The 14,393-nt window shown below is 54.8% G+C and carries 16 protein-coding genes and 2 riboswitches; of the genes, 6 read left to right on the top strand and 10 right to left on the bottom strand.

The window, feature by feature from the left end; genetic code table 11:
- The first annotated feature begins 73 nt into the window (after positions 1-73).
- Positions 74-137: riboswitch (Fluoride riboswitch) on the top strand.
- A gap of 62 nt (positions 138-199) precedes the next feature.
- The 6 genes from D7024_RS04255 (at position 200) to D7024_RS04230 (ending at position 6,329) form a co-directional block, all read left to right on the top strand.
- Positions 200-1,372 (top strand): cation:proton antiporter, encoded by a 1,173-nt coding sequence (locus tag D7024_RS04255; protein ID WP_121450672.1) that lies wholly within the window; start codon positions 200-202, stop codon positions 1,370-1,372.
- A 130-nt stretch (positions 1,373-1,502) separates the two neighbouring features.
- Entirely contained in the window at positions 1,503-1,934 is a 432-nt protein-coding gene (locus tag D7024_RS04250) for a universal stress protein (RefSeq protein WP_121450671.1), read from the top strand.
- A 9-nt stretch (positions 1,935-1,943) separates the two neighbouring features.
- Positions 1,944-2,005, top strand: a riboswitch (Fluoride riboswitch).
- A 79-nt stretch (positions 2,006-2,084) separates the two neighbouring features.
- Positions 2,085-3,857 (top strand): dynamin family protein, encoded by a 1,773-nt coding sequence (locus D7024_RS04245; RefSeq protein ID WP_121450670.1) that lies wholly within the window; start codon positions 2,085-2,087, stop codon positions 3,855-3,857.
- 136 nt (positions 3,858-3,993) lie between these two features.
- The gene (locus tag D7024_RS04240) at positions 3,994-4,419 is read left to right on the top strand and encodes a HEAT repeat domain-containing protein (protein ID WP_121450669.1); all 426 of its coding nucleotides are present in this window, start codon (positions 3,994-3,996) and stop codon (positions 4,417-4,419) included.
- Between the two features lie 60 nt (positions 4,420-4,479).
- Positions 4,480-4,728 carry a hypothetical protein gene (locus D7024_RS14720; protein WP_165859203.1) on the top strand — a complete coding sequence of 83 codons (249 nt, stop codon included), beginning with the start codon at positions 4,480-4,482 and terminating at the stop codon, positions 4,726-4,728.
- Between the two features lie 401 nt (positions 4,729-5,129).
- Positions 5,130-6,329: an MFS transporter gene (locus tag D7024_RS04230; protein ID WP_243113689.1), complete on the top strand. Its 1,200-nt coding sequence runs from the start codon at positions 5,130-5,132 to the stop codon at positions 6,327-6,329.
- Between the two features lie 38 nt (positions 6,330-6,367).
- Here the strand turns inward: D7024_RS04230 and D7024_RS04225 are convergent, their stop codons facing one another.
- The 10 genes from D7024_RS04225 to dnaJ form a co-directional block, all read right to left on the bottom strand.
- Positions 6,368-6,922, bottom strand: coding sequence for a Chromate resistance protein ChrB (locus D7024_RS04225; RefSeq protein ID WP_207666888.1), 555 nt, complete (start codon positions 6,920-6,922; stop codon positions 6,368-6,370).
- Positions 6,923-6,967: 45 nt separating this feature from the next.
- On the bottom strand, positions 6,968-7,708 hold the full coding sequence (locus D7024_RS04220; RefSeq protein ID WP_121450667.1) for a hypothetical protein: 741 nt from the start codon (positions 7,706-7,708) through the stop codon (positions 6,968-6,970).
- A gap of 3 nt (positions 7,709-7,711) precedes the next feature.
- On the bottom strand, positions 7,712-8,728 hold the full coding sequence (floA, locus tag D7024_RS04215) for a flotillin-like protein FloA (RefSeq protein WP_121450666.1): 1,017 nt from the start codon (positions 8,726-8,728) through the stop codon (positions 7,712-7,714).
- 120 nt (positions 8,729-8,848) lie between these two features.
- On the bottom strand, positions 8,849-9,349 hold the full coding sequence (locus tag D7024_RS04210; RefSeq protein WP_121450665.1) for an NfeD family protein: 501 nt from the start codon (positions 9,347-9,349) through the stop codon (positions 8,849-8,851).
- A 149-nt stretch (positions 9,350-9,498) separates the two neighbouring features.
- On the bottom strand, positions 9,499-9,675 hold the full coding sequence (gene rpsU, locus D7024_RS04205) for a 30S ribosomal protein S21 (protein WP_013823688.1): 177 nt from the start codon (positions 9,673-9,675) through the stop codon (positions 9,499-9,501).
- Positions 9,676-9,789: 114 nt separating this feature from the next.
- Positions 9,790-10,134 carry a histidine triad nucleotide-binding protein gene (locus D7024_RS04200; RefSeq protein ID WP_121452457.1) on the bottom strand — a complete coding sequence of 115 codons (345 nt, stop codon included), beginning with the start codon at positions 10,132-10,134 and terminating at the stop codon, positions 9,790-9,792.
- A 78-nt stretch (positions 10,135-10,212) separates the two neighbouring features.
- On the bottom strand, positions 10,213-11,529 hold the full coding sequence (gene mtaB / locus D7024_RS04195) for a tRNA (N(6)-L-threonylcarbamoyladenosine(37)-C(2))-methylthiotransferase MtaB (RefSeq protein ID WP_121450664.1): 1,317 nt from the start codon (positions 11,527-11,529) through the stop codon (positions 10,213-10,215).
- A gap of 19 nt (positions 11,530-11,548) precedes the next feature.
- Positions 11,549-12,310: a 16S rRNA (uracil(1498)-N(3))-methyltransferase gene (locus D7024_RS04190; RefSeq protein ID WP_121452456.1), complete on the bottom strand. Its 762-nt coding sequence runs from the start codon at positions 12,308-12,310 to the stop codon at positions 11,549-11,551.
- The gene (prmA, locus tag D7024_RS04185) at positions 12,307-13,233 is read right to left on the bottom strand and encodes a 50S ribosomal protein L11 methyltransferase (RefSeq protein WP_121450663.1); all 927 of its coding nucleotides are present in this window, start codon (positions 13,231-13,233) and stop codon (positions 12,307-12,309) included. Before prmA ends, D7024_RS04190 begins: the two co-directional genes overlap by 4 nt.
- Positions 13,234-13,249: 16 nt before the next feature.
- On the bottom strand, positions 13,250-14,386 hold the full coding sequence (dnaJ, locus tag D7024_RS04180; RefSeq protein ID WP_121450662.1) for a molecular chaperone DnaJ: 1,137 nt from the start codon (positions 14,384-14,386) through the stop codon (positions 13,250-13,252).
- Between the last annotated feature and the right edge of the window lie 7 nt (positions 14,387-14,393).

Here is a 14,393-nt window from a genome sequence, read left to right as displayed (position 1 = left end):
TCCTGTGTCCGTATCAAGTAGTTTCTTATTGACACCTTCTGGCTAAACATGCTAATATACTTTCGTCAGATATATCCAACCAGGCGATGGAGCTCGCCTTAAATTGCCTTTCCCAGGCTAATAGCTCCTACCAGAATCCTGCGGGATTTCCGGTAGGAGCTTTTTTAATGCAACTTAGCGAGAAAAGGAGGTATTTTCTTTGAACACGTGGCTTGTGGCGGCCACCTGGATTGGGCTGGCCCTGGCCGCCGGGTTGATTTCCGTACGTACCGGTATATCGGTGGCCATGGTGGAGATCATGGTGGGGGTAATCGGTGGTAATTACCTGGGACTGGAAGTAAATACCTGGGTTAACTTCCTGGCGGGATTGGGCGCCATTGTCCTCACCTTTCTGGCCGGGGCCGAGGTTGATCCGGCGGTGCTGAAAAGCAAATTCAAGGAAAGTGTTTCCTTGGGTTTGGTATCTTTTCTATTCCCTTTCCTGGGAGCTTTTGCCTATGCCTACTATGTGGCCGGGTGGAACCTGCAGGCTGCGCAGATTGCCGGCATCGCCCTTTCCACCACTTCCGTGGCCATAGTTTACGCAGTCATGGTGGAAACGCGCCTGAATGAAACAGAACTGGGGCAAGTCATCCTGGCCGCATGTTTTATTACCGACCTGGGTACGGTGCTGGCCCTGGGTATACTTTTTGCCAACTATGACTACTGGATGCTCATCTTTATTGCGGCCACCGCGGTTGTCCTGTTATTAATGCCCAAAATCACACCCGCCTTTCAGGAAAGGTTCGGCCGCCAGGTAAGCCAGATTGAAGTAAAATACGTGCTTTTTGCCCTGCTGTTGCTGGGCGGGCTGGCCAACAAGGCCAACAGCGAAGCGGTTTTGCCGGCCTACCTGCTGGGCCTGGCCCTGGCGGGTTTCTTTCAAAGTGAAAAAGAACTTTTGCAGCGCATCCGGGCCGCCGCCTTTGCCTTCCTCACCCCATTCTACTTCCTGAAAGCAGGTCTGTATGTTTCCCTGCCCGCCGTCGCCGGTTCCCTTGGGCTGATCCTGATCCTGCTGGTGGTGAAAATGGCCACCAAGTTTGCCGGGGTATGGCCTTTAACCTGGCTGTTCAGGTATAAACCCCGTGAGGGCATGTACACCACATTGCTCATGTCCACCGGCCTGACCTTTGGCACCATCTCGGCACTTTTCGGGTTGAGCCATAATTTCATCAACCAGCAACAATATACCGTCCTGGTCACGGTGGTGATAGCCAGCGGGGTAATTCCCACCATTATCGCCCAGGCCTTTTTCCGGCCCCGGGTAGAAGCGGCCGAAGCCGGGGAAGCAGTTTCCATCTCCAAAAGCCGCCCGGCACCGGAGAAGTGAAGACCTGTTTTTAAGAATCCTTCCGGAACAATTTATCTGAAAGTCGCTGCGGAAAAGAGGAGCTAATATCCCTGAAAAGATTCAGAAAGCAATCGCCTGAAAGGCGGTAGAATAACGAAAGGGTGAGATTATGTACCGCAAGATCATGGTGGCCTATGATGGTTCTCCATACTCCAACAAGGCCCTGTCTGCAGGAATGGAGCTGGCCCGTTGCTGCGGGTGCGAGCTGCACGCGGTTGCCGTGGTGAACCTGCCCGATTATGCGGGCACGGTGGCAGAAGTAGACGACATGGTGACCAGGGCACGGGAATTTTACGAAAAGAAGCTGGGAGATGCAGTTTCCAGAGCAGCCGGTAAGAACGTAAAGCTGACCACGCATCTGATCTTCGGCCACGTGGGGGAAACCATCGTACGCTATGCCCGGGAGAATAATTTTGATTTGATAGTCGTGGGAACCCACGGCTGGAGCGCCATTCAAAAGCTGGTCATGGGCAGCGTTTCTTCCTACGTAATCCGTCACGCAGCGTGTGATGTACTGGTGGCCAAAGGCAGGGAAGACTAATCTAATAATCTGCTCCACGGCGATGGAGCTCGCCTGGAACGCCCGGAAGGGCTGATGGCTCCTACCAAAATCCAGTAAGGTGATGGTAGGAGTTTTTGTTCATTTTCCGGCATACTGCTACCTTAAACAAGTTAAAGAGGTGATCGGTTGATGCTGGAACATTTTCGTGAACAAAAAACACTGCTCAGCAATGCAGTCGAACAATTGATCACTCTGGCTGAAGCCGGAGAAAACCGCTTTGCGGTGGACCTGCTCACCGAAAGCCTGGCCCGGGTTGCCTCAGAGACATTCACCCTGGTGGTGATGGGTGAGTTTAAGCGGGGCAAGTCAACCCTGATCAATGCCCTGGTGGGGGCACGCATTCTGCCCACTGCCATCGTACCTCTTACAGCGATCCCCACCTTTATACGCTATGGCATGGAACCACAGGCAACGGTCGTGTTCCTGGACGGGCGGGCCGAAAAAGTACCCGTTGGGGATATCGTGCGGTATGTAACGGAAAAAGAAAACCCCCGCAACGTTAAGAAAGTACGTGAAGTCGAGGTCATTTATCCCGCCCCTTTTTTAGCGGAGGGGATTATTCTGGTGGATACTCCCGGGGTGGGTTCGGCCTACACCCATAATACCGAAGCGGCTTACGGCTACCTGCCCCGGGCCGACGCAGCGCTTTTTGTTATTTCGGTGGATGCACCGCTGGGCAAGGGAGAACTGGATTACCTGCGCGACGTACGGCATCATGTGCATAAGCTCATATTTGTGCTGAACAAAATTGACATTGTCAGTCCGGATGATCTGGCGGAAGCTTTAGACTTCACCCGCAGGATGCTGCAAGAACAACTTCAGACTCAGGACATTTTACTGGTCCCGCTTTCAGCCCGCCTGGCACTGGAAGGAAAAGAGCAAAATGATGCAGAACGGCTGAAAACAAGCCGGATGACGGAACTGGAGAACCTGATAAACGATTTGATCAGGTGCCAGAAGGGAGCGCTCATTATTTCAGCCACGGCCTCGCGGGCGCTGCGCATCCTGAACGAACTGGAGCTGGGCCTGGAGCTCTGGCGGCGCGGTATGGAAGATTCCCTTGAAGAGCTGGAGAGGAAGATTGCCGCCTTTGAAACAGAACTGGCACATCTGGAGCAGGAACGGGAAGACAGCATCTACTTGCTTTACCGGGAGGTAGATAAGCTGGCCGCGCGGGTGGCGGAAGACATGGAAACTTTTGAACGCCGTGTGTTTCCCCAGCTGGCCGGGCAGCTGGAGGACTTTATTGAGGATAATTACCCCAGGCATTCGGTGAAAGAAACTGCCGGCCTGGCCCAGGATTACATTAAGAAGATAATCCTGGGCGTGCTGGAAAAACAAAGGGAACGCGAAAAAGAAATAATGCAGCAGGAATTCGCCCGGGTGGCCGGACGGTTTTTTCGGCGCATCGAAGATATAGTAGACCGTTTGATGGCTGCCTCGGCAGAAATTTTCCAGGTAGAAGTACACAAAACGGCTTATAAAGACTATATTCTGGGCGATCGCTACTTCTACTTCCACTTTTACGAACACCCCACCTTTATTCCCGCTTTTGAAGAATTGACCGTGGCATCTCTTTTACCAAAGGCATTGCTTAAGAAACACATACTTACCAAAACCCGTGCCAGTTTGGCGGAGCTTTTGAACCGCAACTGTGGGAGGGTGCGGGCCGACCTGGTGGAGAGTTTAAAGGAAAAAGTACGCCAGGTGGCAGGTGAACTGAGGTTGCGCTCGGACGCTGTTGCCTTCAGCCTTAAAAACGCTTTGCAAAAAGCACTTAAGGAAAAGAAAGCCAGTGTCGCCGAACAAGAAAAATCCCGTGCCAAATGCGAAGAGGAAAAACAAAAGCTCTTTATTTTAAGACAAAATCTAGAAGGTCTTTTGAAACTGGAAAATAATTGAAGAAGGCCCAGTTAGGAACGCGGGAGATCACCGGCCCGTTTCCGGTCTGGTTGCCAGTGCAACGGCTTGTGGGCCTGGCTTCAGGTGCAGGATTCGTCAGCAACCTGCTTTTGCCGGTGGAGTGGAGGTGTTTGCCATGAAACCGACGGGGAGATATGTGGAAAAATTGATCGCCTCCCTCAGACATGAAGATCCTACCATCCGGCGAAGGGCGGCCTGGCTGCTGGGAAAATTGAAAGAAAAATCGGCTGTCTTGCCGCTCCTCCATTGCCTTATGGAAAACGGCAACGATCCTTACATTTTGGCCGATGCGGCTCTTGCCCTGGGAGAAATCGGTGATAGGCAGGCGACGGCGCATCTAATATTTTTATTACAACACAATTCGTTTCTGCCGGCCCGTCTGGCAGCCGTCGAAGCACTGGGCAGGCTGGGCGGCAACCGGGCCAGGGAAGCCCTCACCGAAGCTCTGAAGGACCCAAATCAGGTGGTACGTATAGCCGCCGCAGAGGCGCTGCACGCCCTGGATTTTAAGAATTCGGTCAGAAGCAAGGGAAGTCGCTAGTGACTTTCCGAAAAGAGTCAATTCTATACGGGGAGGTTAGAATGATGAACCGGGTACCAGTTGCTCAACAGCGCGGAATTTGTTTTCCTCTACCTGGCCTCACAAAAGATAGGCGCTATCGGTGAAATCATAGTAAAGGCACCGGCCAAAACCACATATAGCTATGTGAATAACCCGGCGGAAAGCGAACGGGTTTTCTACAAGGGCTGGATTTACATCGGTGATCTGGGCACTTGGGATGAAAATGAATACATCACCGCTGAATTGGGTGCACTGAAAAACCAGGATTGTGAGTGCAACATTATTTAAGGTACTTTTGGTGAAGCGAGGTAAATTTATCACAAATCCCCCGCCGAAGCTCCGGGGGATTTTATTTGTCCAAGGCAAGCGGATCTTTTCCCAAAGACACCCTTTAAACACTTTCATAAAGGCACGGTACGGCAACCTCATATCTGTCCCCGGTTTTCAGAGGTTTGAATATAAAAAAGTATTGATCTATTAAACCACCATAGTTATAATCTAGATATAATCATAGTTATAATCTAAATGTAACAGCAGTTATATTTTTGCTCATTCTATCTCTTTGTTATGTTAAAAGAAGGGGGGTGTTTGGTGTAAAGTGGTTGATTTAATTTTTCCCCGCCTGGATACCATTCAACTTACAGATGGTTGTATCTACTGGAGGAGCAAACAGGAAAGGAGGACTCCTGATGGAATCTCATGGAGAAAAGAAAATGAACCAAACCACCCGGAAAGCATTCAAATTCATTATCCTGCTGGGAATCGTTAGCCTCTTTTCAGACATGACCTATGAAGGTGCCCGCAGCATTACCGGTCCTTTTTTGGCAGTGCTGGGGGCCACCGGAACAATCGTTGGCTTCGTTGCCGGACTGGGAGAACTGCTGGGTTACGGCGTGCGGCTGCTTTCCGGTTATATAAGCGATCGTACGGGGAGATACTGGCCGATTACAATACTGGGGTATTTTCTCAACCTCCTGGCGGTTCCTTTTCTGGCCCTGGCAGGCAACTGGCCAATGGCAGCAGGTTTAATGATTACGGAAAGAGTGGGGAAGGCCATCCGCACTCCCGCCCGTGATGCCATGCTTTCTTACGCCACTTCAGAAGTTGGGAGAGGACGGGGATTTGGCCTCCACGAAGCTCTGGATCAAATTGGCGCCATTACCGGTCCCTTAATTGTAGCCCTGGTGTTATACTTTTTAAAAGGCAATTATAAAGCAGGATTTGCCGTTTTACTGGTGCCGGCTTCCGTAGCGCTAATAATCCTCATCGCTGCCAGGATTTTATATCCGGTCCCGCGAGAGCTGGAGGCAGCTCCAATCATGGCGGAAGGGAAAGGTTTACCGTCAAAATTCTGGCTTTACCTGGCAGCCGTCGCCCTCATAGCGGCCGGCTATGTTGATTATCCTTTAATTGCCTTCCACCTGGGCAAGACTTCTCTGATTTCGCCCGAATGGCTTCCAATACTTTATGCCATAGCAATGGCAGCCGATGCCCTGGCGGCTTTAATTTTTGGGTACTTGTTTGACCGTACCGGAATCAATATTCTGGTCATAGCTGTACTGGTTTCATCCTCATTTGCACCCTTAGTGTTTTTGGGGGACTTTATAACAGTTGTAACAGGGATGGTAATCTGGGGTATTGGTATGGGGGCACAGGAATCGGTTTTAAGGGCAGCCATTGCCGGTATGATCCCTCCTGATAAGCGCGGGACTGCCTACGGGGTGTTCAACACCGGCTACGGCCTGTTCTGGTTCCTGGGCAGCGCCCTGATGGGGATTTTGTATGACCTGTCGGTAGGGTATGTGGTGGCATTTTCGGTAATAGCTCAGTTACTGGCAGTACCAATTATGCTTTATCTGGGGAAACGCAACAACTTAAAAGCAATATGAAATTCCAGTAAAACCTCTAAAAATTTTAATCAAATTTATCAGGATTCCATACACTCAGGTTTTTTATGCATGGAATCTTCGCATACAAAAACCCGATCGGCAAATTCATCCAGACGCGTACGGCACTCCTGTAATAGTTCCTTTGTCTTTTCTGCCAAGCTGGCCTGGAAGAAGTCTCTTTCTATAACCTTTTTCATCCATTTTTCCAGCTTGGCCAGATCTTCTTCGTTTTCTTCCAGTTCGGCGTAAGTAAAGTGCCGGCTTTCAGTTTCCATCTCTATTTCCTTGAAAAAATCTTCGCAGCGGTCGATGATTTCCGCATATTCCTCGTCCCTGGCCGCATTGAAGAGTTCTATTAGGTTCTGTTCGCCAACGAGCAGCGTACCTTTGATTAAAAACGATTCCCCTCCGCAATCCTCAATCTCTTTGCGCAATTGTCTGAACTGCCTTTCGGTGTCACGTCCGTAAGGTAAAACACAGACCCCGTTCTGCAGGTATATTGCTCCCAGGGACTTGATCCGCCGCCAGACTGCCGCCCTGTAACGGGACGGTTCTGGCGGCAACTTATAAACAAGTACAAGCCACTCCTGCACGTCATAGTACCTCCTCAATTGCAGCTTGATTTTGTCATGATGTTCCTACCGCGTCCCTCTCCTTCTCCGGGCCTGCCGGCCGCCACGGAAATTCAACACTTCAGACAGGATCACCGCCGCAGCCAGGTTGCGTCTCGAAAGCAAGGGACATTGCACCGGCCGGGGGCAGGATCCCCGGGTTTCCGGAAAAACCTGGTCCGCATCTTCAACTCCAGGCACGTCCCGTACCGGATGTTCCCGGCGGGCTTCACGCTTCGTTTCAGCCATCCGTTCCCGTTCCGGTTTATGTTCTAAAGCGGGGTCAGGGCGGCGCTCCTGTTGCTCCCGCCGGGACACACCGGCAGGTGCTTTGCGCACCCTTTCCCCGCCGGGCACCTGATCTTGCAGATCCCCTTCCCGTCTGTTCCAGGGGCCGGGAAGCGGTCCTTCATCCCGCCGGTTCCACGGACCGGGAAGGGGAACATCCTCCGGAGCACTTTCCCGGCGGTCCCACGGACCTGGCAGGGGCAGATCAGTCTCTTCCGGCCTGCGGCCCCAGGGCCCGGGCAGGGGTAGATCCGCCTCTTCCTGTCGACGGCTCCAGGGTCCCGGCAAAGGCAAATCTTCCTCCTCCCGGTAATTCCATGGTTCCCTCAAGGAACCATCCTGCGGTTTTTCACGCGAATCCGGTCGCGGAAAGGGAGGAATGGGACCCCCGGGATAACGCCGGCCGGACTTGGCGCGATCCCTGGCAAAGAGTGTCCAGAAAATGAACAGGAGAAAGACCCACAAAATGAGCGCTTCCATGGGTTAGCGTTCCTTTCCTTTCATGGAGGACTCGCCGGGCTCACCCGGTTCGCCGCCCATTCTGGCCAGACCCTCACGCATACGGGTATCGGCCAGCAGGTTTTGCATGTTGTAGTAATCCATGACACCCAGTTTGCCCTGGCGTAAAGCCTCGGCCATGGCCCGGGGCACTTCCGCTTCCGCTTCCACCACCCGGGCGCGCATTTCCTCCACCATGGCCCGCATCTCCTGCTCTTTGGCCACGGCCATGGCCCGCCGCTCCTCTGCCTTGGCCTGGGCAATGCGCTTGTCGGCTTCCGCCTGGTCGATTTGCAACTGGGCACCGATGTTCCGCCCCACATCCACGTCGGCAATATCAATGGAAAGGATTTCGAAAGCCGTACCGGCATCCAGGCCCTTCCCCAGCACGGTCCGGGAAATGGAGTCCGGGTTTTCCAGCACGTGCTTGTGGCTTTCCGCGCTGCCCACTGTAGTCACCACGCCCTCGCCAACCCGGGCCAGGATGGTTTCTTCACCGGCACCACCCACAAGGCGGTCGATATTGGCCCGCACCGTGACCCGGGCGATAACCTTGACCTCAATGCCGTCCTTGGCCACGGCAGATACCATGGGGGTTTGAATCACCTTGGGGTTGACGCTCATCTGCACCGCTTCCAGGACATTGCGCCCGGCCAGATCGATGGCCGCGGCCCGCTCAAAGGTGAGGGGAATGTCGGCCCGCTCGGCGGCAATGAGGGCATCAACCACCCGGTCCACATTACCCCCGGCGAGGTAATGGGCTTCCAGCTGGTTAACGGTTACATTGAGGCCGGCCTTGTCGGCCTTAATCAACGGGCCGACAATTTTTGCCGGCGGAACCCGCCGCAGGCGCATGCCCACCAGGGTGAAAATGCCAATTTTGACTCCTGCGGCCAGGGCGGAAATCCACAGGCCTACGGGGATGAAACTGAAAATCACCGCCACGCCGATTAATATGAGCAGGAAGAAGATAATTGTGGAAAGTCCAAGCAGAGTAAACATCGAGCACCTCCTGTAAATTAATTAAAAGCGTAGTATGGTAACTGGCTCCGGCTACTTCTGTCCTTGCAGTGAAGAAACACTACCTGCCATCCCGGCTTATATTTAGCTTGTGCAATATCGCTAAATGTAGTCTGTCCGGCGTACCACCACCCGGCTCCCTTCCACCCGCACCACCTGCACTTTCGCCCCGGCGGGGATGTATTCCCCGCTGGTAACCACATCCAGCCGCCGGCCGGCAATTTCCGCCGTCCCCGCGGGCCGCAGGGGGGTTAACGCCACCCCCGTAAGGTCCACCAGGTGCCCCAGGTCCACCTGTCCGGCAACATAGCCCTCATCTTTCTCCAGCCTGGTACCCAGGGTTAAACGCTGCCAAAGGTTAAGCCGGGACATAAATTTAAGCCCCAGGAAAAATACCACTATCGTAAGGGCCAGGGCCACCACCAGCGCAGCCGTGGCCTGGGTAAAATCCACCGCCAGCAACAATACCCCCCAGGCCAGGAGAATGATCCCGGCCATCCCCGCCACGCCAAAGCCCGGAACGACGAAAATTTCAAGCACCAGGGCAATAAAGCCCAGCAAAAAAGCCAGTACCGAGAGCCAGGTTAAAAGTTGACCAGACATAATCTTTGGATCACCCCCCATCCGTTAAAGCCCCGGGGAGATCCGCAACGCCGGGACGGCAGCCGTAGAAGGTGTAAAAATGCCCGGCGTGCTTTGATCCAGCACCGGGCTTCTCCTGCTGACGCCACATGTGCGGTCCAGCCAGGCAATTAACGGTACTTACGCCTTCTGGCCGCTTCGGATTTTTTCTTGCGCCGCACACTGGGTTTTTCGTAATGTTCATGCCGTCTTGCTTCGGCTAAGACGCCGGCTTTCTGACAGGAACGCTTGAAGCGACGGAGGGCGCTATCCAGGGTCTCATTCTTACCAACACGTACTTCTGGCACTGCTTTTTTCCCTCCCTCCGCCAGGCTGTAAGGCTATTCATATGAGTGCAAAAACCTCCAACCCGAAATTGCAAATACCCTGTTATTATAGCCTGCTTTCCATAGTTACGTCAACTAGCCCGGTGGCCACTGCAGCGCTCTACCCCCCAGCAAATGATAATGAATATGGAAAATCAGCTGGCCGGCATCTTCCTTGCAGTTGCTGACCAACCGAAATCCCTTTTCTTCCAGGTTCAACTGCTTAGCGACCCGGGCTGCCGCCAGCTGAACACGGCCGATTATGGAAACGTCTTCATCCGTCAGGTCGAAGAAGGTGGAGATGTGTTTTTTCGGAATGAGCAAGATGTGGACAGGAGCCGCCGGGTGGATATCTTTAAAGGCCATCACGTGCTCATCTTCATAAACTATCTCGGCGGGAATCTCCTTTTTCACGATCTTGCAGAAAACGCAATCCTGCATCATGCCACCTCCCTCCCGTAAATAGTAACAACGATATTTTATTCAACATCGAAAGAATTAAATCCTGCCGGCTAAAACTTAAATTATCATTCCTTTTAAATCTGCACCTTCTATCCCTTCCACCCGCACCGTTACCAGCTCACCCACAAGATTTTTCCGGGCCGGAAAAATTACCCGCAGGTAATTATCGGTAAGGCCGGCAAAGAAACCTTCTTTTTCCGGCAACTCTTCTTCCACCAGCACCTGGACCTCCTGGCCAATATGTTTGGCGGCAAAGGAGCGGGCGAGCTCATCTCCCAGGGCAATCAACCGGCGGCTCCGCGCTTCTTTCACCGGAGCACTGATCTGGTCGGGAAAGGAAGCCGCGGCCGTACCCTGCCGGGGGGAATACTTGAAAACATGCAGCCGGGCAAGAGCCATCTCGCGCACAAAATTAAACGTATTTTCAAACTGGCCGTCGGTTTCCCCGGGGAAACCTACAATAATGTCGGTGGTAATGGCTATGCCGGGCATGCGCTCCCTCACTCTTTGGACCAGCTCACGAAACCAGGCCGTGGTATAGTGACGGCGCATACGGGCCAGGACCGTATCATCGCCGCTTTGCAGGGGGATATGCAGGTGGCGGCAGACATTGGGCCTGGTAGCCATTGTATCCACCAGTTTATCTGTAATGTCCATCGGTTCCACCGAACTGAGGCGCAGGCGCACCAACCCCGGAATTTCAGCCAGGCGTTCCACCAGGCCGGCCAGATCCAGGTCGCCGGGCCGGTCCTGGCCGTAAGCCCCGGTATGAATGCCGGTGAGCACCAGTTCCTTAAAGCCCCCGGCTACCAGCCTCCTGGCTTCGGCCAGGACATTTTCCGGATCCCGGCTGCGCAGCGGTCCCCGGGCATAGGGAATAATGCAGTAGGCGCAATAATTATTGCACCCTTCCTGGATTTTTAAAAAGGCCCGCACCCGGGAGGGTAGCGCCGGTACGGGCAGTTCCTCGTAATCCTGGTCAGCAAAAACATCCCGTACCACGGCCAGCGGCCCTTCCTTACGGCTTTCCAGTTCCTCCACCAGATCCACAATGCGGGATTTGTCCCTTGTCCCCACCACCAGGTCCACACCGGGGATGGAGAGCACCTCTTCGGGAGAGGTCTGGGCGTAACAGCCGGTTACCACCACGCGGGCATGGGGGTTGTTTCGCGTGGCCCGCCGGATAAGCTGCCTTGACTTGCGGTCCCCCAGGTGGGTAACCGTACAGGTGTTGATGACATAAATGTCCGCCGGTTCGCTGAAGTCCACAACTTTATAGCCCCGCTCCCGGAACAGGGTGACCAGGGCTGCTGACTCATATTGATTAACCTTGCATCCCAGGGTGGTCACGGCTACAGTTCTGGGCACGGCCATTCACCCCCCACGGTTAATTTCACCGGTCAGTACCTGCTGGATACCCGCCCAGGTCCCCCAGCTCATAAAGAATCATAGTTAGTGTGGCCAGTCCTGCCGTTTCCGTGCGCAGAATTCGCGGGCCCAGGGAAACGGAAAGCACACCCCTTTCCCTGGCCACGGCCACTTCCCCGGCAGCAAACCCGCCCTCAGGACCGATGAAGATAAACACTTCCCCGCAGGACTGCCCTCTGAGGGCTGCTTTCAGGGAAAGCTCTCGTTCTTCCTCCCAGGGCATCAGGGCCAGGGCACCCGGGGATATGAGGTCAAGCACTGCCGGCAGGTCCATAACTTCGGTGACCCGGGGCACTATTGCCCGGCGGGACTGCTTGGCCGCTTCTAGGGCTATCCGCTGCCAGCGCTGCTGGCGTTCCCGGGCCTTGGCCGGGGTAAGCCGGACCACGGAACGGCGGCAGGCTAAAGGAACAACACAGGATACGCCGAGCTCGGTGCTCTTTTGTATAATTATGTCCATTTTGTCGCCCTTGGAAAGCCCCTGGACCAGGGTCACCTTCAGGGGAGCTTCTCCTCCGGGGATAAATTGCTCCAGGATCACCCCTTCGACGGCAGTTCCGGTGATGCCGGTCAACCTCACCCGGTACCCCTTGCCCCGCCCGTCCATAACCGTGATCACGTCCCCGGGTCCAAGGCGCAACACCCGGGAAATATGCACCACATCGGGCCCGGTAATGGTCACCCGTCCCCCGGTGATCTGCTCCGGGGAAACAAAGAAATAACCTATGGCCGGCACCCCCCACGGGCCAGCAGGGCATGCCACTCGCCACTGCAGCGCCGATCTATAATCTCAAAACCGTGAGAATGCAGGGCGCCAGCGACATCATGCTCCCGTCCCTTGATGATACCTGAGGCAATAAAGAGGCCGTCGGGTTTTAGAATCTTCCGCGCCTGGAGGGCCAGGCGAATAATCACATCGGCCACGATATTGGCCACCACCACATCCACGGGGCCTTCAATATTGGCCAGTAAATCGCCGCACACGACCTCCACCAGGTCCTGCACCCGGTTTTGCTCTACATTTTGCCGGGCGGCCGCCACGGCCACCGGGTCGTTGTCCACCGCCACCACCCGGCGGGCACCCAGCAGGGCGGCGGCAATGGCCAGGATGCCCGAACCCGTACCCACATCCACCACCACTTCACCGCCGGCCAGGACATCCTCCAGCAGGGAAAGACAAAGGCGCGTGCTGGGGTGGGTGCCGCAGCCAAAGGCCATCCCCGGGTCCATTTCGATCACTACCTGGCCCGCGAGGGCCCGGTATTCTTCCCAGGCGGGTTTCACCACCAGTTTCCTGCCCACACAAACGGGCTTATAATAAGCCTTCCAGGAACAGGCCCAATCCTCTTCCCTGATCTTTTTAGTGTTTATGTTAAAGATACCCTCACCGGCCACAGCGGTAAGCCGCTCTTTCAGGGCGGCCAAACGGGCGTCCAAATTTTCATCCACGGGCAGGTAAGCCTTCACCACCGGCTCCCGCGGCAAGGATAGAGGGTCCAGAGCCACCTCATCCTGCGGTTCCTGCAAATATAAAGAAAAGAGGGCGGGGTCCTCAATGGCCACCCCGCCGGTACCCAATTCAATAAACATATTGCTTACCGCCTCCACCCACTCGGCAGGCGTAGTGATAGCAATTTCCAACCACTGCAAATTAACCGGCCTCCCATTAACCCATAAAGGCGTCCCTGACTTTATCAAAGAAACCCTTTTCCACCCCGGCCGGGTTCTCCCCGCTCAACCGGGCAAACTGACGTAACAGCTTCTTCTGTTCCTCGGTAAGCCTGGTGGGAACCATCACCTTGACCCGGACCAGCTGGTCACCCCGTCCGTACCCGCTCAGGTCGGGAATACCCTTACCCCGCAGGCGGAAGACGGTGCCGTGCTGGGTGCCCTCGGGAATACGTATGGTTGCCTTGCCTTCAAGTGTAGGTACTTCCACCTCATCTCCCAGGGCAGCCTGGGCAAAGGAAATGGGCAGTTCCATGATCACATCGTTGCCCTCACGCTTAAAGATCTTGTGGGGCCGGACGCGGATGTAAATATACAGATCTCCCGGCGGTCCACCCCTTAAGCCGGCCTCTCCCTCGCCGGCCACCCGCAGCCTCGTCCCGTCGTCCACACCGGCGGGAATCTTGATGTGGATGGTCCGGGTACGGCGGAGCTGTCCGCTGCCGTGACAGTTGGCGCAGGGCTTTTCGATAATGCGGCCTGCACCGCGGCAACGGTCACAGGTGCGGGATTGGAAAATACGCCCGAAGGGTGTACTCTGGGCAAATTGAATCTGACCGGAACCTCCGCACACGGGACAGGTCACAGGACGGGTCCCGGGAGCGGCCCCGGTACCGTCACAGGTGCTGCAGGGCTCCATGCGGGGTACCCGGATATCCTTCTCCAGACCAAAGGCGGCCTCTTTAAAGGACAGCTCCAGATCCACCCGGATGTCCTCGCCTTTTTCCGGACCGCGCCTGTGCCGGGTGGACCCGCCAAAGAACATGTCGAAAATATCCCCAAGGCCTCCAAAATCGGTACCAAAACCGCCAAAACCACCAAACCCCTCGAACCCGCCAAATCCTTGATTACCGGTGGCGGCATGGCCAAAGCGGTCATACTGAGCCCTTTTCTCCGGGTCGCTCAAAACTTCGTAGGCTTCAGTTATTTCCTTAAACTTGGCCTCCGCATCCTTATCGTTGGGATTGGCGTCGGGGTGGTACTGCCGGGCCAGTTTGCGATAAGCTTTTTTGATTTCTTCCTGCGTGGCGTCCCGTGATACTCCCAGGATTTCGTAGTAGTCACGCTTTGCCATGGCGTTA

This window comes from Desulfofundulus salinus (assembly GCF_003627965.1).
GTDB classification, from domain to species: Bacteria; Bacillota; Desulfotomaculia; order Desulfotomaculales; family Desulfovirgulaceae; genus Desulfofundulus; species Desulfofundulus salinus.
The sequence above is the reverse complement of the archived record's forward strand: the minus strand, read 5'-3'. Positions and strand labels throughout refer to the sequence as shown.